Origin of the sequence: Actimicrobium sp. CCC2.4 (assembly GCF_034347385.1) — a bacterium.
In the GTDB taxonomy this organism is placed as follows: domain Bacteria; phylum Pseudomonadota; class Gammaproteobacteria; order Burkholderiales; family Burkholderiaceae_D; genus Actimicrobium.
Genome location: NZ_CP133777.1, coordinates 2,785,890 through 2,805,587 on the forward strand (window position 1 = coordinate 2,785,890; position 19,698 = coordinate 2,805,587).

Sequence of the window (19,698 nt, forward strand, 5' to 3'; positions counted from 1 at the left end):
GACAACCTGTGTTCGCTGGCACTCATACGTTTCAATCCAGAAAGCTTAGTGTCGCAACGACCACATTCCGGCAAGCGCCGGCCACACTAACCAAGCGCTTGCAGATGATTCGAAAACCCCTGCTCCTGTTCACAGCGCCACGTGAACCAGAGCTTGCCATCGCTGGCCGGATCGACCTCGACGGCGAGCCAGTTGCGCGCGGCCATCATGAATTGGCTGTGTCCGGGAAAACGCATCATCTCGACCTGATGCTGGGCATCGATCAGCTGAATCTTGCCGGCGGCGTTGTTCAGGTAACCGAGGAAGAGCTTGTCCAGCAATCCCGACAACGACGGATGCACCACGGCCGAAGACGTGAACTGGTAGATCCGGCTCCAGTTGTCGACCGGGGCGATGTCGCGCCGATAGGCGATGCCCCAGGCGGCGACGTGGACATCGCCGGACAGGATCGCGACCCGTATCTTGTGCGCTTCGGCCAGGTCGGTCAGGGTTTGCAGCAAGCGCTTGCGTTCGCCTTCGTGGTCGTCGTCGGACCACTGGTCCTTGAGGTCATCGGTGCTGCTGTCGAGGACATTGTCCCCGCCCAGCAAGTTGCTCAGTCCCGCTGCCAGCGTCAGTTTTGGATGCACCACTGGCACCGACGACATCAATAGCAAATGCAGGCAGGCAGGTGTGGCACTGCCAAGCACACCCAGCCAGCGCTGCAAAGCCTGCCAGGTGGCCGGCCCCATGACTTGCGTACGCGAGCGTTCGCTGCGCAAATCCGGCACCACGAGAGCGACTGGCCCAAGACGGAACGCCATCGAAAAACCCGGCTGCCCATCGAGCAGCGGCAAGGCCAGCGCATCGTGCTGCAGTTGTTTGCTCCAGCTTACCGGGGCATACAACGGGTCGCGGGACGCGACCGCTGGCTCGGGCAAGGCCGGCAAATCCGTCAGCACGTGCTGCAACTGGCAGACCCAGAAGGCACGCCGGGCACTGCACAACAGCGCACGAAACACCGGACTTTGCTGCATCTGCGGACTGTACGAACCCCAGCCGTCCACAATATCGTGGTCATCCCACATCATCACGGTGGGGATGCGGGCCAGCGCATCGGCGCAATCGCGGTTCGGCTGCGCAGCGTCCCAGGGCCGGCGCGAGGGCGGTAACCAGCGTGCGCCGTACAGGTTGAAATAATAATTATCGATATCGCGTTCGAGCGCCTTGCCGACCGGGAAGCGCAATTGCTCATCGCGCGACAGGCTGACCCATGCCCGCAGCGCCGGCAAGTCTTGCCAGATCGAATCGCAATACAACTGGTCGCCGCCCATCAGCAGCAGATGAAAGCGCTGCACCTGATGTTGCTGCAAACGGGTCTCGTGCCACAACTGTTCCTTGTCGAGCACGGTGTCCTTGTTGCGGATCGCCGGATCATGGCTCTCGAGCAGGTCGGCCCAGACCGCGCCGGCCGGACGCACCAGCTTGCGCATGCCGTTCGGGTCCGAAAAGCCGTTGCACGAGACATAGGCCATATGCGGCACCTGCCCTGCCCCGGGCACCGTGAAATGCCAGCGTACTGTGCCATCGGCAAGTCCGAAAGAGACGGTGCGCTCTTGGGGCTGCAACGGGCAGCTGAGGTCATAGCGCAGGAATTGGTGCCGGGCGTTTTTGACCAGCAACACCGGCGGCGGGCAAGCTTGCTGATCGCGCTGAAAGGTGGGGACCGGATCATCAGCAGCCAGGCCGATCAGCGCAGTGACGCGCCATTGCCCGTCATCACCGCAACCGCAAAACGACAGGACCGGACCAAGTGTAAAGCGTGGTGTGGACAAAGTACCTCCTCGATGCCAAAGGAAAATCACAGTGAGTGAAGTGGCAAAACCAAAGGAGTGTAGAGGGACAGCGACGACAGCTAGCCGCAATATCGCTGCGGTTTAAGCAGCATCAATAACGCGCCTGCGCGGTGTTCAGGGCAACGGGTTCACCAGCGCGAGCGCGCGGGAAATGTCGTCTACTTGCAGTGGCCGAACCAGTCGGGCGACTTCGATACCATCGCTCAGAAAAATCAGCGTCGGCCACAAGGTCACGCGGTAGGAGCGGCCCAATTTGCGGCCCTTGCCATCTTCGACCTTGAGCAGGCGAACCTGCGCGTGACGGGTCAGCGCGTCGGCCAGCAAGGGTTCGGCGGCCTGGCAATGGCCGCACCAGTCGGTACCGAACTCAATGACGGCGGCACCGGCCAGCTGGTCGATGTCGCTGCGCGGCAGCTCGGCGGGATTGAATTTATCAGTGGCTTGCATCGGCAGTTCCTTCGATGAGCGGGCGCGGCAAGCGCACCCGGACAATCAGAATCTTGATCGCTGCCAGCACCGGTACCGACAGGAAAATCCCGATCACGCCGGCCAGTTCGTCACCGGCCAGCAAACCGACGATGACCAGCAAGGGCGACACCTCCACGCCTTCGCTCATCAGCATCGGACTGAGCACGTAATCCTGGAACATCCGGTACGCAATGATGAAGACCAGCAGCCAGAGCAAGTGCGGAAAACCGCTGAAGGCCGAGACGCACAGAATGATGACCACAGCCGACAGCGGTCCGACGAACGGGATCACTTCGAGCAGTCCGGCGACACCGGCCAGCAGCAGCGAATAGGGCACGCCCAGCGCCGAAAAGACCAGGCTGTAGACGACGAAAGTGGCCATCGACAGCAAGAGCAGCGCGCGGACATATTTGGATAGCAGCACGTCGAGGTCTTCGAGGATACCGCGCCACAGCGGCGCGCTGGCGGTGCCGAGCGAGGACAGGAATGCGGCACGCAGCAACGGTGCTTCCTTGATCAGCAAAAAACTCAGCACCGGGATCAGGATCAGATAAATCAGGTTGGTCGCCACATGCATCACTTCCATGCCCAGCCGCTGTGCCATCGGCAGCGCCTGGCCGGTACCGTGTTGCACCTGCTCGGTCACGAAGGCGAGGATACGGCCGCGTTGCGCTTCCAGAAAACCCGGCAGTGGTATCCGCGCCGAGATGTTGGCCGGATCAAGGAGTGTCGGCAGTTGCTGGCTCAGGCGCATCGCCTCGTCGGTGATGGTCGCGCCGAACAGTGCGCCGGTAGCGCCGAATACGAGGATGGCAAAGATGAAGACGATCGCAATCGACACGGTGCGCGGCACCCGTACCGGCTTGAAGCGCTCGATCAATCCGACCAGCGGATAGAGCAGATAACTGAAAAAGATGGCGAACACCACGACCAGCAAGGTCGAGCGCACCGAATAGGCGACGAACAGGAAAAACGCCACCAGCGAGCCGGTCCAGACGACACGGGCGATACGCACATCGAAACCGAACATGGCTTTTTCCGATTCATTAAAAAGGGTGCATGGATCACCCGGGAAACTCAGTTACCCACCAGGCCTGCCGCAATATTGATCGACAAGCCGATGATGGCCGCATTGAACAGGAAACTCAGCACCGACTGCGCCAGCACCGCCTTGCGGATTGACGGCGACATCACCAGCACGTCCGAGGTCTGCGCCGCGACCGCAATCGTAAAAGAAAAATACAGAAAATCCGCATAGCCGGGATGCAGTTCGTCCTCCGGAAAACGCAAGGCGCGCTGCTTGACCGGAGACAGGTAAAACAGCCGCGCATAGTGCACGGTGTAGGTCGTCGCTACCAGCAACCATGAGCCCAGCACGGTGATCGCCGTGAACACGTAGTGCAGCACCTTTTGCGTGTCCGGCATCCCCTTGGACGACGACAGTTCCAGTACGATTGCCACCAGGCTGAATGCCGCAGCAATCGACAGGATCGCCAGCACCACCACCGCGTTATTGTCCTCGCGCTCGGCAATCTCGCGCACCCGCGTGCTGGTGGCGGTCGCCATCAACCAGGCCATCTGCGCGAGATACAGCCAGACGATCACGTTCCATCCGGCCAGCACACGCGTAACCGGCCGCCAGGATTGCGGCACCACCGCCCCCACCACCAGCCCGGCCACCACGGCAAGTATCAACCGCGGATGAGAATGAAATAAATGGCGCATTAGCTAAACAGACAGTAAATAGGGTCAGAGTCGAATTAAATTAATTAGGGTCAGAGTCAAATTAAATCTTCTCGTCGGCCGGACACGATGAGTTCGCGCCCACCGTGAGCCGCTTTGTCGAGCCGGTTGCCATAGTACCAGCACCAATCAGGCGATCGTATCGACCGTGCCGCCATCAACCCGCAACGCCGCGCCGGTGGTGGCCGAGGCTTGCATCGAGCAGACATAGACGACCATGTTGGCGACTTCGTCGACCGTTGCCATGCGACCGATGATGGAGCTGGGGCGCTTGGCCTTGACGAAGGCGGTGGTGACCTGTTCCATGGTCTGGCCGGTGTCGGCAATGGTCTTGCCGAACATGCCGGTCAATCCATCCGACAAGGTGGGTCCCGGCAAGACCGCGTTGACGGTCACGCCGCTGCCGGCAAGGCGCTTGGCCAGTCCGCGCGAGACCGACAGGTTGGCGGTTTTGGTGAAGCCGTAATGCATCATGTCGGGCGGGATATTGAGCCCGGACTCCGATGAAATAAACACGATGCGACCCCAGCCCTGCTCTACCATCGCCGGTGCGTAGGCGCGCGACAGGCGCACGCCGGATAGCACATTGACTTCATAGAAGCGGGTCCATTCGTCATCGCCAAGCTCGAAAAAATCCTTGACGCCATAGATGCCCAGATTGTTGACGAGGATGTCGGCTCGCGGTTCGGCGGCGAACAGGGCGCTACATCCTTCGGCAGTACCCAGGTCGGCAGCGACGCCACGCACGATGGCAGCAGGAAAGCGTGCCTTGATAGCCGCGATGGCCGCGTCGACCGCCGCTTGCGTGCGGCCGTTGACAATGACAGCCGCGCCGGCATCGGCCAGGCCGGCGGCAATGGCAAAACCGATGCCGCTGGTGGAGCCCGATACCAGCGCGGTTTTATGGGTCAGGTCGATATGCATGAATGAAGTTCTCCGGAATCAGATGAAAGAGATGGCGCGGTCGTGCCGCTGCCCGACCATAACGCAAACGCACCGACCAGGTTGGTCACTGCAATCAGTCGACCTGCAGCCGCCCGCGCACCGCAAACTTGCCATCGGCACCGATCTGGCCCGTCAGCACCACCATCTCGCCCATGCGCGGCACGACGCCGGTCAGCTCGGTGATGTTGACCTGGTGCGTGACCATCACGACATTACCGTCACCGGTGCGATCGCGAATGGCCGCGCTCACCGCGCGCGATTTCAGGCTGAACGCATCGGCGCTGTCTTCGAAACCTGAATCAAGCATCGCCATCGGCGTGACCCGGCCGAAGGCGAGCCGGGCGGTCTCGGTGCAACGGCACCAGCGGCTGGACCAGACTTGCGCGACCGGAATGCTGCGGGCACGAAAGGCATCGCCCAACCGTTGCGCCTGGGCGCGCCCGGCGGCCGATAACTGGCGCTGCGAGCTGCAATCGGCCAGCGTAAAACCGGGCGGGTCGCCGATGCCGGATTCGGTGCTGGCATGGCGCAGCAGGACGATCTGCCCGCCGCCTTGCAGCGCCGTCCAGACGGCCGCTTCATCAGCACGAGCGAGCGGCAACAGCGTGGTCAGCGCGAGCAGTGCAAGCGTACAGCGCAGAGCAAATTGAGAGGTCAGTATCACGATTCCTTGATATGAGAGCGCCCTGCATGATAGCCATGACGGGTACAGGAAGCAAAAAGGCCGCTCGCGCGGCCTTTCTAAACAGTCAAGACGAGGCTATCAGAACTCTTCCCAATCGCTGTCCGACCGCGCGGCCGCAGCAGAAGCCGGCTTGCGCGCCGGTGCCGGCAAGGTCGAACGTGCAGCAATCGGCTTCTTGACTAACGCCCGCGCCGTCAGGCGAACCGGCGCCGGCTTCGTGGCGACGACGCTGCCACCCTCGAACTTGAACACCGCAACAGTACGCTCGAGCTCCCCGGCCTGCTCCTGCAGCGACTCGGCGGCCGCGGCGGCCTCCTCGACCAGCGCGGCATTTTGTTGCGTGACCTGGTCCATCTGGCCGATGGCCAGGTTGACCTGTTCGATACCGGCGCTTTGCTCGACGCTGGCGGACATGATTTCGGCCATGATGTCGGTCACGCGGCGCACGCTGTCGACAATCTCACCCATGGTCGAACCGGCTTCGAGCACCAGTTTGCTGCCCGTATCGACCTTGTCGACCGAATCGCCGATCAAGGTCTTGATTTCCTTGGCGGCAGCGGCCGAGCGCTGCGCCAGATTACGCACTTCGGTGGCGACCACGGCAAAACCGCGACCCTGTTCACCGGCACGAGCGGCTTCAACGGCGGCATTGAGCGCCAGAATATTGGTCTGGAAAGCGATGCCATCGATCACGCCGATGATGTCGGAAATCTTGCGCGACGACGCATTGATCGATTCCATCGTGTCGACTACCTGTGACACGACACTGCCGCCCTTGACTGCTACCGACGATGCCGAGACTGCCAGCTGGTTGGCTTGTCGCGCATTGTCGGCGTTCTGCTTGACGGTGGCGGTCAGCTGTTCCATCGAGGCAGCGGTTTCGGCCAGCGAACTGGCTTGCTGCTCGGTGCGTGCAGACAGGTCCTGATTGCCGGAGGCGATTTCGGCCGAACCCGTCGCAATCGTTGCGGTGCTGGTGCGTACCCGCGAGACGATCTCGACGAGGCTGTCGCGCATTTCTTTCATCGCAAACAGGACGCTGGAGCGATCCCCGGTCCGCACCGCAATCGCCACACCGAGGTCGCCGGCGGCGATGCTACGGGCCACGTTGCTGGCTTCGGCCGGCTCACTGCCCATGGTGTACAGCACGCCACGGGTGATCAGCATGGCAATCACTGCACCAATGACCAAGGCCGCAATACAGGCAATGAGCATCAGCACACTAAAGCTGCTGGCGAGGCCGCGGGACATGGCGGACTCGGTCCGGTTCAGGGATTCCTGGTAATCGATGAACTTGTTGATCCGCGCCAGCCATTCGATGTACGCCGGCCGGCCTTCCTTGAGCATCAAGGCTTTGGCCTCATCGGTATTGCCGGCCTGCTGCAGTTCAATGATCTTCGTGGTGATCGGTACCGTACGGCTGCCAATTTCCTTGATGCTGGCCAGGATCTCGCGTTCTTCCGGACTGATGTCGGTGCGTGTGCTGAACATCCCATCGAGCAGCACTTCGGCTTTCTCGTAGTCGCCACGCAGTTGCGCAATCTTCGCCTGAGTGGCCGGCAGCTCTTCGGTACCGGCAAGAATCACGTCGCGCGTGGCGATCGCCCGGTCGTGCACGCTGCCCCGAAAATTGATTGCATGTCGCTGCTTGACGCTGTTGACATCATTGATCGTCGTCAGGCTGTCCGAGATTTTATAGACGCGCATCGTGCTGATGATGGCGAGGATGATGATGAGCGACAGGATGGCGGCAAAGCCGAGCGCAATGCGCGCCTTGACTGTCAGACCGGCGATACGGGTGGGGTTCATGAGTGCCCTAAAAGAGAATAACTAGCAGTGGCTAAATGTATTTCCTGGCAAGTACCGGAGCGCCCGACCAATCAGTATCGAGCATCGCAGCGTATCAGGAAAACACGAAATGGGAACGCGAAAAACCATTGCTTGGTAAAAAGCAATAATTGTCTGGAAACATTATATGAGAGTTTAAGGCGAATGGCGTACACGCTGGTATGTAGCCTGAGGAAGGCTATTTTTCTAGGCTACTTCAACGAAAGATTGCCCGCTATAAAATAGGGGCAACCTTCATTGCCAACGATTTAATTGCACGCAATGCGAGCTGCTTTGGCATGCATCGATAGCAACCAACAAGCGATATCGCTCATCTTGCCCATCGACTCGAGGCACTCAGGCGAGCCACCTCATTGGTCGACTCAGTCGACCAGCTGGTACCCGCGCTCCTGCCGCACCCGACCCAGTGCCGACAAGGCCGCAAGTCCGGCTTCGAAGCTGTCGAATGCACGACTCTTGCCACCGCCATGCTTGTTGACGCGACTACCCCAGGTTTGCATCAGTACCCAATCGCCCAGCAGATCCCGGCTCAGCATCAGCGAGTAAGTGCGATCGGCAGCGACAAAGCGACGCCGGATCGGGCTATCCGAATGCACAGGCAAGCCCTGTGTCACACCATCGACTTCATCAATCATGCCGTACCTTTTTTTATTTTTTAGCTTGCGCAAGACGAACCGTATCGCCGCCGCAAAAGGAGCCGAACGATAGCAGAGAACCCGCCGCCCGAGAAAGCCTGCGAGCGCATAAATCGAACATTAAATTGCTGATCCTGACATTGACAATAATCAGAAAAAAAGTCACCTGATCAGCCACAACGCTTTATCCTTGCTCCTCCTCAAAACCAACAGCCACGATGCTGCTGGTAGCGCCCTCTTCTGCTGTTGATTATTTCTGATTGCGCTCCCTTTGATGCCGTTAAAAACCCTACTCGCTGCGGCGTGCCTGGCCTTGGCATCGCTGTCCTCTGCGTTTGCTGCCGATGCCGCCGATGCCGACTTTTCTGCATGCCGCCAGTTCTTTGCCGGTGCGCGCCTGCCCGTGTTGCCGGCCCGCGCGATGCGGCCTCGGGCCCTGTGCTACGACAATTTTGCCGTCCTGCATTCGGGCACGAGCCGCACGCCGATCTATGTTGCCGAGCGTCTCAATAAGGACCAGCTGGCCTTGAAGATAGAACGCGGCTCGCGCTTTTTTGCCGATGCCCGCCTGCCGCGCGCCGAGCGTTCCGAACTGGCCGACTACAAACGCTCCGGCTTCGATCGCGGCCACATGGCACCGGCGGCCGACATGGTGAGCGATGCGTCGATGGCGCAAAGTTTTTCGCTGGCCAACATGGTGCCGCAAGCGTCGATCAATAACCGCAAACCGTGGGCCGGGATCGAACAGGCAACGCGCCGGTATGCGTCGCGGGCGCAAGGCGATGTGTATGTCATCACCGGTCCGGTGTTCGATGCCAAACCGCCGACCATAGGCGCGAACCGGGTCTGGGTACCGCAGCATCTGTTCAAGCTGGTCTACGATCCGGCCACGCAGCGCGCGTGGGCGCACTGGATCGACAATACCGATGCAGCGCGCGCCGGCGCGCCGATCAGTTATGCCGAACTGGTGCGTCGTACCGGTGTCGAATGGCTGCCGGTGCGACAACAGCTAGAATTACCGCTTTCCTCTTCCCGGCTAACGCAATGAAAAAACCTTCTTCCAGCAGCGGCCTGGTCTATTCCACCGAAACCGGACGGATGTGCCCGGACTGCCGCCAGCCCGTGGCCAGCTGTACCTGCAGCAGCGCCAAGCCCGCGCCGGTCACCGATGGCGTGGTGCGGGTCTCGCGCGAAACCAAGGGACGCGCCGGCAAAGGCGTGACGCTGGTCAAGGGGCTGGCACTTGAACCGGTCGCGCTGGCGGCACTGGCAAAACAGCTACGCAATGCCTGTGGCGCAGGCGGAACCGTAAAAGATGGCATCATCGAAGTCCAGGGAGACCATTGCGAGCGCGTTGCGCAAGCACTGAAATTGCAGGGATATACCGTGAAGCGCTCGGGCGGCTGACCAGATTACCGGATACATGGGTGCTCAATCCGACATAGTCGCGCAACACCCGGCCGGCACACTGCGTGTCAATGCCGCAGCGCCTATCGTCCACTTACTTGTTAGCAGGCTCATATGAAAAAACAGTTACTCCATCTTTTAATCGCGGCAACGCTGGCGTTTTCTGCCGCTACCGCGATGGCCGTCCCGACCGCCCTGGCCCCGACGCTGGAGCAATCACAGGCAGCGCATCTGTCGGCCGAAGTGGTCTCGCGTTTTCATTACCGGGCCCAGCCGCTCGATGCGGCAATGTCCGACAAGATCTTCACGCGGTATCTGAAATCGCTCGATCCTGAAAAATTCTTTTTCACGCAGGCTGATATCGATGTCATGTCGAAGCAGCGCAGTACGCTGGCCAGGGCCATCCTGGGCGAAAACCTCAGTGCGCCGTTTGCGATCTTTAACCTGTACGCGCAGCGCGTATCGGAACGCTTTACGTTTGCGCGCGCCATGACAAAGGAAAAGTTTGATTTCAGTACCCAGGAAAGCTTCATGGTGGACCGCGAGAAAGAAGCCTGGCCGGCCTCGGTCGACGAGCTGCACACGCTCTGGCGCAAGCAAGTCAAGAATGACTGGCTGCGCCTGAAGCTGGCCGGTGTTGCCGCGCCGCAGATCGCGCAGACGCTCAACAAGCGCTACGACAGCGCGCTGCAGGAAGTCACCCGCGTGACGCCGGAGGAAGCTTTCGAGACCTTCATGAATGCGTACACGATGGCCATCGATCCGCATACCAATTACATGGGACCGCGCGCGACCCAGGAATTCGATATCGCAATGAGCCTGTCGCTCGAAGGCATAGGCGCGACGATGTCGCAAAAAGGCGGCTACAACACGATCCGCGAAATGGTGCCCGGCGGGCCGGCGATCCGTTCCGGCAAGCTGCGCGTCGGTGACCGTATCGTCGCTGTCGGCCAGGGTGCCGATGGCGCCATGGTCGATGTAGAAGGATGGCGGCTCAATGAAACTATCGGCCTCATTCGCGGACCGGCGGATTCGACCGTGCTGCTTGATGTGCTGCCTGCCGGTGCTTTACCGGATGCCGGCCGACGCCGCGTTGCCATTGTGCGCAAGAAAATCGACCTGGCCGAGGCGGCTGCCAAGAAGACCATGATCAGCGTCCCGGACGGCACTAAAACGCGGCAGATTGGCGTGATCACCCTGCCGACGTTCTATCGTGATTTTGAAGCCGAGCAAAGTGGTGAAAAAGACTTCCGCAGCGTGACCCGCGATGTTGCTGTCCTGCTGGCTGAACTCAAGGCCGCGAAAGCCGACGGCGTCGTGATCGACTTGCGTAATAACGGCGGCGGCTCGCTCACCGAAGCGATCGGGCTGACCGGCCTGTTCACCGGCAAGGGACCGGTATTGCAGCAACGCGATGCGCGCGGCAAAATTATCGTCGACAGTTATACCGGCGCTGCGGCGGCCTGGGATGGTCCGGTGGGTGTGCTGATCAATCGGGGTTCGGCCTCGGCGTCGGAAATCTTTGCAGCAGCGATCCAGGATTACGGTCGTGGCACGGTTATCGGTGAGCGCAGTTTTGGCAAAGGCACTGTGCAAAGCACGGTCAATCTCGATCAGTTGGTGAAGCAATCCAAGCCGCAATTCGGTGAGCTGAAAATGACGACTGCGCAATTTTTCCGCATCAACGGCGGCACCACGCAGTTGCGTGGCGTGAAACCGGATATCACGTTTCCGACCGACCTCGATGCCGAGGACCGCGGCGAATCGGGCTTCGATAATGCGCTGCCATGGAGCCAGATCAAGCCGGCCACGTACGCTGTATCAGGTCTCTTGAAACCGGTGATCCCGGTGCTGATGAAGCGCAGCGAAGCACGTATCAAGGCCAATCAGGAGTTCACCAATATCGAAGCTGACATGACGCGCTTCATGCTGAAGAAAAAAGCCAATGTGATCTCGCTGAACGAAGCCGACCGGCGCAAGGAACGCGACGATCAACTGACCCGCATGACCGCACGACTAACCTCGGCGCGTCCCGGCATGACCCGCATCGAATCGGCCAGGGCCATGCTCGATGATGGGCTTGATTCGAACGAGCGGGATCTGGGCGTCGAACTGGCGGCCGGACTGGCACAAAAAGAAGTGAAGGACGTCTTCCTGCAGGAGGCCGCTCGCATTGTCAGCGATCAGGCCGGCCTGCTGAAGACAACTACCGAGGCGGCCATCGCGGCCAGGGCGGCGGGCAAACAGCTGCAGGCAAAACCGCTGGCCGAAGCCATGACACCAGGTTGACGCTTGTGTCTTCATGATGACAAGACAGAGCAATGGCCGGCTCCGGCCATTGCTCTGTAACTTGCCTGGCAAACAATCGCCAACCATGTCTTAATACCGCCTCGTTTGTTCAGGTTCCAGTTGCCCTATCCGGGCCATGCCTGTTTCACGCTATCGGAGCCTTCCCATGAATCGCCTTCCTATCCGGAATATGGCCGCCTGTCCTGTCACCCGCACCTCGTCCCGACCACACACGCTGATGCGCACCTTGCTGGCCTCTGCGCTGCTGTGCGCCGGCCAGGCCATGGCAACGGCACCATTGGTGACGACCCAGTTGCCGCGCACGGTACGCCCCGAGCACTATCAGGTATCGATCACGCCGGACGCCGCCAAGGCCCGTTTCAGTGCGCGCGTGGCGATCAGTATTACGGTGCTGCAGCCGACTGCCAGCATGACGCTCAATGCGGCCGAACTGGATTTCAGTAGCGTGCGCCTGCTCGCGATGGACAGCGACAAGGTGCTGGCGACTGCCCGCGTAACGCTCGATAGCGGCAGGCAGACCGCGACCTTCCGTTTTCCGCAAGCGGTGACGCCCGGAAAATACCGGCTGGCATTGGCTTATACCGGCGTGATCGGCACCCAATCGAGCGGCCTGTTCTCGCTCGACTATGACAGCGCGACCGGCCCGCAACGCGCCCTTTATACCCAGTTCGAAAACTCCGATGCACGCCGCATGATTGCGTCGTGGGACGAGCCGGCCTACAAGGCAACCTTCTCGCTGGAAGCCATCGTGCCGGCCGATCAGATGGCCGTCAGTAACATGCCGGTGCAGACTTCGACGCTGCGCTCCGATGGCCGCCGGGCGGTGCAGTTCGCGCCCTCGCCGAAGATGTCGACTTACCTGCTGTTCTTCGGGCTCGGTGATTTCGAACGCGCCACGACACAGGTCGATGGCACTGAACTGGGCGTCATCACCAAGAAAGGCGCGCTTGCCCAGGCGCAGTTTTCGCTCGACGCATCCGCCGCGATCCTGCGCGAGTACAACGCTTATTTCGGCACGCCGTACCCGCTCCCGAAGCTCGACAACATTGCCGCGCCGGGACGCAGCCAGTTTTTTGGTGCGATGGAAAACTGGGGTGCGATCTTTACCTTCGAACATGTGATGCTGCTCGATCCGGCGGTCTCGACCCAGAACGACAAGCAACGTGTCTTCAGCATCGCCGCCCATGAAATGGCGCATCAATGGTTTGGCGATCTGGTCACGATGGCTTGGTGGGATGACCTCTGGCTCAATGAAGGTTTTGCGTCATGGATGGAAAGCCGCACGACCATGCGCCTGCATCCGGAATGGCATACCGCGCTGGGTGTTGTTGATGATCGCGAGCGGGCCATGAATCTTGATTCGCTGGCGACGACCCATCCGGTGGTCCAGCATATTGCCACCGTCGAACAGGCCAGCCAGGCCTTCGATGCGATCACGTACAGCAAAGGCGAAGCCGTCATCCGCATGCTGGAAAACCATGTCGGCGAAACCGCCTGGCGCGAGGGTGTGCGCGCGTACATGAAGCAGCATGCGTATCGCAACACGGTCAGCGATGACCTGTGGCGGAAGATCGAACAAGCGGCCGGCCAGCCGGTCACCGCGATCGCTCATGACTTCACGCTGCAAGCGGGCATCCCGCTGATCCGCGTCGAGCAGGTTGTGTGCAAGGACGGGCAATCGACCGTCACGCTGACGCAGGGTGAGTTCAGCCGCAGCCAGCCCGACAAAAAACCGCTCACGTGGCGCGTGCCGGTGACGCTGCAATCGGGGACGGCGGGCGCACTGACGCGCACGCTGGTCAGTGGCGGCAAGGCCAGCGTGACGGTGCCCGGATGTGAACCGGTGCTGGTCAATGCCGGACAGGCAGGCTATTACCGCACGCTGTATGCGCCGCGGGAATTTGCCCGGCTGGCTGGCAGCTTTGGCACGCTCAAGCCAGTCGATCAGCTCGGGATGCTGGCCGATAGCGCCCGGCTCGGGCTGGCCGGATTGCAGCCGATGGCAGACTTCCTGGGATTGGCCAGCGCGACACCGCTGTCGGCCGAACCGCGGGTCTGGAGTGCGATCGCCAGCCTGTTTGTCGAACTGCATCGTTACTACGAGGATGACAGCGCCGGCCAGCAGCGCTTCGCCGGCGTTGCCATTGCCCGCCTCGCGCCGGTGATGGCACAGCTGGGCTGGGAAGCGCGCGCCGGAGAATCCGAAGCGATCGCTCCCGTGCGCGAACAACTGGTCAATGCACTGAGTGCATTGGGCGATCCGGTCACCATCGCCGAGGCGTCCCGACGCGTTGCTGCTGCGGCCATGCAGACCGCTGCATTGCGCAAGCTGACGCTATCGGTGCAGGCGGACCATGCCGACACGGCCAGCTGGAATGCGATGCTGCAATCGGCACGCGATGCCAGCTCATCGCTGGTGAAGCAGCAGCTCTACGACTTGCTGGCTACCAGCCGGGACGCGTCGCTGGCGCAGCGTGCGCTTGATCTGGCGCTGACCGATGAACCGGGCCTGACGACCAGCGCCGGCATGATCCGTCGTGTGGCTGACGACCATCCGGACCTGGCGTTTGACTTCGCCTTGGCCCATCTGGAGCGCACCAGCGCGCTGATCGACAGCTCGTCGAGCAGCCGGTATTTTCCCGGACTGGCAAGTAATTCTGCCGACCCGGCGATGCGCGACAAATTGCAGGCGTATGCCGATGCCCATCTCAATGGCGATGCACGGCGTGATGTCAATACCGCCCGCGCACGGATCGCGGACCGGATCCGGATTCGCGCCAGCCAGCTGGCGGCGGTCGATGCGTGGCTGGCGGTGCAGCGCTGATTACTGACCCACTTTCACTTACAGGAGAACCACCCCGACATGCCTATCATTGCGTACCCTCAAGAGCCTTTTCCGAACTTTTACAATGACCTTCACGGGTCATTGCAGATGGCATGGAGAATGCTCGGACGGGCCACCAAAGACCGCAAGGCCGCATTCCGTACGCCGGTGCTGGCGTCGGTTTCCGACGCCGGACCGCAAGCGCGGGTGCTGGTCTTGCGCGCTGTCGATGCCGACCGGCGCCAGCTAATTTTTCATACGGATACCCGCAGCGGCAAAGCCGGCCAGCTCGGTGCGGACGACCGCGTGGCCGCCACTTTTTATGATGCCCATCGCAAGATTCAGCTGCGTATCAATGGCGTCGCGCAGCTGCACACTGACGATGCGCTGGCCGATCAGCAGTGGCGCGATGCCTCGCCGAATGCGTTGCGCTGCTTTTCAGGGCCCGTGCCGGCAGCGCCTTGCGCACTGCCTTCGGACCACGACGGCATCGAAGCGACCCGCACGACGGTGGCGGCCGGACGCGAATTTTTTGCCGTGCTGTCGGTCGATATCGGACAACTGGAATGGCTGTATCTGCATACGCACGGACAGCGTCGCGCGCTATTTTGCTGGCACGAAGAGCAATGGAAAATGCAATGGCTTAACCCCTAGACACCCGAAAAAGTGACGTTCCGGTCGTGTACGTGGTCAGCGTTAAGCGCGTATGCTCGGCCGCTCACTCTCCACTGAAACGGATCAGACAGATGACAATTACCCGCGGATATGCAGCCACTGCAGCCAAAGCACCCCTGACACCCACCACGTTCGAACGCCGCGCTCCGCGCGAAGACGACGTATCGATCGACATCAAATTCTGTGGCGTGTGCCACTCCGATATCCACCAGGCCCGTGACGAATGGGGCGGCGCAGCCTTCCCGATGGTGCCCGGCCATGAAGTCGCCGGCATCGTCAGCGCGGTCGGCAGCAAGGTCACCAAATTCAAGGTCGGCGATCATGTCGGCGTCGGCTGCTTTGTGGATTCCTGCACTCAGTGCGCGACCCGCAATGTCGACCTCGAGCAATACATGCCAGGCCTGGTACAGACCTACAACGGCGTCGAAGGCGACGGCGTCACACCAACCATGGGCGGCTACTCGGAGCACATGGTCGTCAAGGAAGGTTATGTCCTGTCGATCCCGGACAACCTGCCACTCGACGCTGCCGCGCCTCTGCTGTGCGCCGGTATCACCCTGTATTCGCCACTGCACCACTGGAAAGCCGGTCCCGGCAAAAAAGTGGCCATCATTGGCATGGGCGGCCTCGGCCACATGGGCGTCAAGCTGGCCCACGCGATGGGTGCTGATGTGACGGTATTGAGCCAGAGTTTGTCGAAGCAGGAAGACGGCATGCGCTTTGGCGCGGCGCATTATTATGCGACCAGCGACGCTGCCACCTTCGACAAATTACAGGGCGAGTTCGACCTGATCATCAATACCGTCGGTGCGAATATCGACTGGAACGCTTACATCAATCTGCTCAAGGTCGATGGCACGATGGTACTGATCGGCGTACCGGAAAAGCCGGTTCCGGTGATGGCGCACGTGCTCATAGGCGGGCGTCGTACGCTGGCCGGCTCGATGATCGGCTCGATCAAAGAGACCCAGGAAATGCTCGACTTCTGCGGCAAGCACGACATCGTTGCCGACATCGAACTGATCAAGATTCAAGATATCAATGACGCCTACGACCGGGTCATCAAGAGCGATGTGCGCTATCGCTTCGTGATCGATATCGCTTCGCTGGCAGCGTAAGTTCTGTTGGCCAAGCCGGATGAGTTGTCCGGTTGGCCGGCATCGCCGGGCCGCACTGGTTGACGTCCCGACGTCGATTGGTGCGGCCCGATTTGTTTCCGGAAGACGAATGCCTGTCACCGGCAAACGTGATTCTGCCGGCCGCATTACCGCATTCGTTAGTTCTTTTTTTCACCTCTTATTCAGGACCTTTCCATGAAATCCATTACCTTGCGTTCTCCCGGCGGCCTCGCCAATCTTCTCGTTGTTGATGGCGAGTCACCTGCTGCGCCGGCGGCCGGACAAATTCGCGTCCGCATCCACGCCAGCTCTCTCAATTACCACGACTACAGTGTCGTCACCCGTGCCGGTTGGGAAGCCGATGGCCGGATTCCGATGTCCGATGGTGCCGGTGTGGTCGATGCTGTTGGCGCGGGTGTCACCGAGTTCAAGGTGGGCGATCATGTTGTGTCGTGCTTTTTCCCGAGCTGGGCCAATGGCACGGCCACGATCGGTAATTTCAGCACCGTGCCGGGCGATGGCATTGATGGCTTCGCGCGGGAGATGGTGACCACAGCGGCCACTTCATTCACGCTGGCACCGAAGGGATTTACGCATGCTGAAGCAGCCACACTAACAACCGCCGGACTCACTGCCTGGCGCGCGCTGGTCGTTGAAGGGAATCTCAAGGCGGGCGATACAGTACTGGCATTGGGTACCGGCGGGGTCTCGATTTTTGCGTTGCAATTCGCGAAGATGATGGGCGCTACAGTGATCATCACGTCGTCGTCGGATGAAAAACTGGAGCGGGCCCGTGCACTCGGCGCGGACCAGACAATCAACTACAAGACACACACGAACTGGGGTGCCAAAGTCCGCGAACTGACCGGTGGACTGGGCGTCGATCATGTCATCGAAGTCGGTGGACCGGGCACGCTACCGCAATCAATCGATGCGGTACGTGTCGGTGGAAAAATCATGCTTATCGGTGTGCTGACCGGCTACACCGGCGATGTGCCGACCGCTGCGATGATGGCCAAGCAGGCGCGCCTGCAAGGCTTGATCGTCGGTAGCCGGCAGGAGCAAATGGACATGGTTCGCGCCATCGATGCGACCGGATTCCGTCCGGTCATCGACCGCTCTTTCGGCCTGACCGAGATCGCCGATGCATTTCGCTACCAGGCCAGCGGCGCACACTTTGGCAAGATCTGCCTCGAGTTTTAAGAGACCTTTTCTGCCCGGTGACGGCGGCTGGCAAGCCGTCGTCACGCGACATTCAGGACATTCCAGTTCCGGGCTAGAACGGCTCAGGGAGCAACGGCAACGAGTGCCGTCAACGGATCGCTGATACCGATCACGTAGACGGCAATGACGGTAATCAGGCCCGTCATGACCAGATAGTAGATTGTCGGAATAATCGTCATTCTGATCACTTGCCCTTCGCGTCCCAACATACCTACTGTTGCTGAGGCAGCCACCACATTATGAATGGCGATCATGTTCCCGGCAGCCGCGCCGACGGCTTGCGATGCGACCAGCATCGCACCGGATACACCGATCAACTGCGCGGTGTCGAACTGAAATTGCGCCATCATCAGATTCGATACTGTATTGGAGCCGGCAATGAAGGCACCCAGTGCACCCACCGACGGTGCGAAGAACGGATAAATACTGCCGACACTGCTGGCTACCAACTCGGCCATCGCTCTGGGCATCGAAGGCAGGTCTGCAAGATTGACACCGGAGTTGATCAGGATACGCACCATTGGAATCGTGAAGATCAGTACAAAGCCGGCACCTAACAGAGTTCGTGAGGACTCCGATACCGCTGCAGTGATCTGGCTTATTTTCATGCGTTGCAGCAGAAAAGTCGCCAGAACCACCATGACCATGATGCCGCCAGGCAGATAAAGCAGTTCAATACTGCCGGAGATCCCGGTCTCGCCAAGAATGTTGCTCCAGCCGAGCGAGAGATAAGTAGTAAAGAACGCTTTGACATCGCCGTTCACGCGGGACAGGACCAGCAGGCCGGCCAGCAGCACATATGGGAACCAGGCCAGACCAATTGACATCGGCATGGCACTCGAAAGCCGGTCTATTTTCATTTCTATGCTACCCATCCATGACTCAGGCCACTCCTTGGCATCGGCGAAATCCCATGTGTTCTCGGGAATCAGGAATCCGGCTTTCGCGGCAGGCACCACGATGAGCAGTCCAACCAGCGCGCCTATCATTGACGGAAACTCGGGGCCGAGGAAGATGCCGGCTGCGGCATAGGGAATTACAAAAGCTAGTCCGGCGAAAATGGCGAAAGGCGCGATCGTGATTCCTTCCAGCCAGGATTTGTTGCGGCCAAAAAACCGCGTCATCATGATGCACATGAAGAGCGGCATCAGGATGCCGATAATGGCGTGCGTGATGGCCACTTCCGACGTAATCAGCCGATAAAAAACATCCCAGTCAGAGCCGTTGGCAATCAACTGCGCCGTGATACCGCTCTTATCCAGCCCGCCAGTGACACCCACCACGATAGGAGTGCCAACAGCGCCGAAGGACACCGGGGTGGACTGGACCATCATCCCCAGCATGACAGCGCCAAGCGCTGGAAAACCGAGAGCCATCAATAACGGGGCAGCCACTGCTGCAGGCGTGCCAAATCCGGAAGCTCCTTCGATGAAACAGCCGAAGAGCCAGGCAACAATAATTACCTGAACGCGTCGATCCGGACTGATATTGGCAAAACCTCCGCGTATCGCGGTGATCGCGCCGGAATGTTTTAAGGTGTTTAGTAGCAGAATTGCGCCGAAGATAATCCAGAGAATGGCTCCGGTCAGGATTAACCCTTGCAGGCTGGAAGCCAGAACGCGGTTAAAAGACATGCCCCAACTAGTCAATGCGATGAGGACAGCCACCAGATAAACCACGGGCATGGCACGTTTGGCGGGCCAGCTCAATCCGACCAGCAGGACAGCGGCGAGAACCAGGGGGACGAAGGCCAATAGAGAAAGTGCAATTGTGTTCAAACTGGATTCCTTTTTTCAGTACTTATCGGTCAAGTCATGCGCGCAGGACTTTGATCACATCTGGTCAGGCCAGATGTGAGGATAACCAGTGACAGGAAATTGAAGCGCGGAAGTTTCCGGCGGGGAGGAGCCGGTGTCTCACTTTCCGTCGCTCAACGAAAACCACTAAAAAGTGGGTCGTAAGATGTTATTTCAACAAGAAT

General features: G+C 60.1%; 16 protein-coding genes. 7 read left to right on the plus strand and 9 right to left on the minus strand.

Features of this window, described 5'->3' with window-relative positions; all coding sequences use genetic code 11:
• Positions 1-86: 86 nt before the first annotated feature.
• The 8 genes from RHM62_RS12720 to RHM62_RS12755 all read right to left on the minus strand — a co-directional run bounded on the left by RHM62_RS12720 (position 87) and on the right by RHM62_RS12755 (position 8,159).
• Complete coding sequence (locus tag RHM62_RS12720; RefSeq protein WP_322122462.1) at positions 87-1,814, minus strand: alkaline phosphatase D family protein; 1,728 nt, start codon at positions 1,812-1,814, stop codon at positions 87-89.
• A 135-nt stretch (positions 1,815-1,949) separates the two neighbouring features.
• Positions 1,950-2,282 (minus strand): thioredoxin family protein, encoded by a 333-nt coding sequence (locus RHM62_RS12725; protein ID WP_322122463.1) that lies wholly within the window; start codon positions 2,280-2,282, stop codon positions 1,950-1,952.
• Entirely contained in the window at positions 2,269-3,333 is a 1,065-nt protein-coding gene (locus RHM62_RS12730) for an AI-2E family transporter (protein WP_322122464.1), read from the minus strand. Before RHM62_RS12730 ends, RHM62_RS12725 begins: the two co-directional genes overlap by 14 nt.
• Positions 3,334-3,380: 47 nt before the next feature.
• Positions 3,381-4,028 carry a DUF1345 domain-containing protein gene (locus RHM62_RS12735; RefSeq protein ID WP_322122465.1) on the minus strand — a complete coding sequence of 216 codons (648 nt, stop codon included), beginning with the start codon at positions 4,026-4,028 and terminating at the stop codon, positions 3,381-3,383.
• 147 nt (positions 4,029-4,175) lie between these two features.
• Complete coding sequence (locus tag RHM62_RS12740; protein WP_322122466.1) at positions 4,176-4,970, minus strand: SDR family oxidoreductase; 795 nt, start codon at positions 4,968-4,970, stop codon at positions 4,176-4,178.
• A gap of 94 nt (positions 4,971-5,064) precedes the next feature.
• Positions 5,065-5,655: a histidine phosphatase family protein gene (locus RHM62_RS12745; protein WP_322122467.1), complete on the minus strand. Its 591-nt coding sequence runs from the start codon at positions 5,653-5,655 to the stop codon at positions 5,065-5,067.
• A gap of 99 nt (positions 5,656-5,754) precedes the next feature.
• Entirely contained in the window at positions 5,755-7,485 is a 1,731-nt protein-coding gene (locus RHM62_RS12750; protein WP_322122468.1) for a methyl-accepting chemotaxis protein, read from the minus strand.
• Positions 7,486-7,886: 401 nt separating this feature from the next.
• Positions 7,887-8,159, minus strand: coding sequence for a WGR domain-containing protein (locus RHM62_RS12755; protein WP_322122469.1), 273 nt, complete (start codon positions 8,157-8,159; stop codon positions 7,887-7,889).
• Between the two features lie 274 nt (positions 8,160-8,433).
• Between RHM62_RS12755 and RHM62_RS12760 the strand changes: the two genes are divergently transcribed.
• The 7 genes from RHM62_RS12760 to RHM62_RS12790 all read left to right on the plus strand — a co-directional run bounded on the left by RHM62_RS12760 (position 8,434) and on the right by RHM62_RS12790 (position 17,696).
• On the plus strand, positions 8,434-9,207 hold the full coding sequence (locus tag RHM62_RS12760) for a DNA/RNA non-specific endonuclease (RefSeq protein ID WP_322122470.1): 774 nt from the start codon (positions 8,434-8,436) through the stop codon (positions 9,205-9,207).
• Complete coding sequence (locus RHM62_RS12765) at positions 9,204-9,566, plus strand: translation initiation factor Sui1 (RefSeq protein ID WP_322122471.1); 363 nt, start codon at positions 9,204-9,206, stop codon at positions 9,564-9,566. Before RHM62_RS12760 ends, RHM62_RS12765 begins: the two co-directional genes overlap by 4 nt.
• A gap of 114 nt (positions 9,567-9,680) precedes the next feature.
• Positions 9,681-11,855, plus strand: coding sequence for a carboxy terminal-processing peptidase (locus RHM62_RS12770; RefSeq protein ID WP_322122472.1), 2,175 nt, complete (start codon positions 9,681-9,683; stop codon positions 11,853-11,855).
• Positions 11,856-12,021: 166 nt separating this feature from the next.
• The gene (locus RHM62_RS12775; protein WP_322122473.1) at positions 12,022-14,700 is read left to right on the plus strand and encodes a M1 family metallopeptidase; all 2,679 of its coding nucleotides are present in this window, start codon (positions 12,022-12,024) and stop codon (positions 14,698-14,700) included.
• A 108-nt stretch (positions 14,701-14,808) separates the two neighbouring features.
• Complete coding sequence (locus tag RHM62_RS12780) at positions 14,809-15,354, plus strand: pyridoxamine 5'-phosphate oxidase family protein (RefSeq protein WP_322122474.1); 546 nt, start codon at positions 14,809-14,811, stop codon at positions 15,352-15,354.
• A gap of 92 nt (positions 15,355-15,446) precedes the next feature.
• Positions 15,447-16,493 (plus strand): NAD(P)-dependent alcohol dehydrogenase, encoded by a 1,047-nt coding sequence (locus tag RHM62_RS12785; protein ID WP_322122475.1) that lies wholly within the window; start codon positions 15,447-15,449, stop codon positions 16,491-16,493.
• A gap of 195 nt (positions 16,494-16,688) precedes the next feature.
• Positions 16,689-17,696 (plus strand): NAD(P)-dependent alcohol dehydrogenase, encoded by a 1,008-nt coding sequence (locus RHM62_RS12790; RefSeq protein ID WP_322122476.1) that lies wholly within the window; start codon positions 16,689-16,691, stop codon positions 17,694-17,696.
• An 83-nt stretch (positions 17,697-17,779) separates the two neighbouring features.
• On the opposite strand, the gene RHM62_RS12795 is transcribed toward RHM62_RS12790, so the two are convergent.
• On the minus strand, positions 17,780-19,495 hold the full coding sequence (locus tag RHM62_RS12795; protein ID WP_322122477.1) for an L-lactate permease: 1,716 nt from the start codon (positions 19,493-19,495) through the stop codon (positions 17,780-17,782).
• Positions 19,496-19,698 lie beyond the last annotated feature (203 nt).

Excerpts from the sequence above, each read along its gene's own strand:
- RHM62_RS12725 (WP_322122463.1), bottom strand. The coding sequence starts at position 2,282 with ATGCAAGCCACTGATAAATTCAATCCCGCCGAGCTGCCGCGCAGCGAC.
- RHM62_RS12730 (WP_322122464.1), bottom strand. The coding sequence starts at position 3,333 with ATGTTCGGTTTCGATGTGCGTATCGCCCGTGTCGTCTGGACCGGCTCG.
- RHM62_RS12735 (WP_322122465.1), bottom strand. The coding sequence starts at position 4,028 with ATGCGCCATTTATTTCATTCTCATCCGCGGTTGATACTTGCCGTGGTG.
- RHM62_RS12740 (WP_322122466.1), bottom strand. The coding sequence starts at position 4,970 with ATGCATATCGACCTGACCCATAAAACCGCGCTGGTATCGGGCTCCACC.
- RHM62_RS12750 (WP_322122468.1), bottom strand. The coding sequence starts at position 7,485 with ATGAACCCCACCCGTATCGCCGGTCTGACAGTCAAGGCGCGCATTGCG.
- RHM62_RS12755 (WP_322122469.1), bottom strand. The coding sequence starts at position 8,159 with ATGATTGATGAAGTCGATGGTGTGACACAGGGCTTGCCTGTGCATTCG.
- RHM62_RS12760 (WP_322122470.1), top strand. The coding sequence starts at position 8,434 with ATGCCGTTAAAAACCCTACTCGCTGCGGCGTGCCTGGCCTTGGCATCG.
- RHM62_RS12765 (WP_322122471.1), top strand. The coding sequence starts at position 9,204 with ATGAAAAAACCTTCTTCCAGCAGCGGCCTGGTCTATTCCACCGAAACC.
- RHM62_RS12770 (WP_322122472.1), top strand. The coding sequence starts at position 9,681 with ATGAAAAAACAGTTACTCCATCTTTTAATCGCGGCAACGCTGGCGTTT.
- RHM62_RS12775 (WP_322122473.1), top strand. The coding sequence starts at position 12,022 with ATGAATCGCCTTCCTATCCGGAATATGGCCGCCTGTCCTGTCACCCGC.
- RHM62_RS12780 (WP_322122474.1), top strand. The coding sequence starts at position 14,809 with ATGGCATGGAGAATGCTCGGACGGGCCACCAAAGACCGCAAGGCCGCA.
- RHM62_RS12785 (WP_322122475.1), top strand. The coding sequence starts at position 15,447 with ATGACAATTACCCGCGGATATGCAGCCACTGCAGCCAAAGCACCCCTG.
- RHM62_RS12790 (WP_322122476.1), top strand. The coding sequence starts at position 16,689 with ATGAAATCCATTACCTTGCGTTCTCCCGGCGGCCTCGCCAATCTTCTC.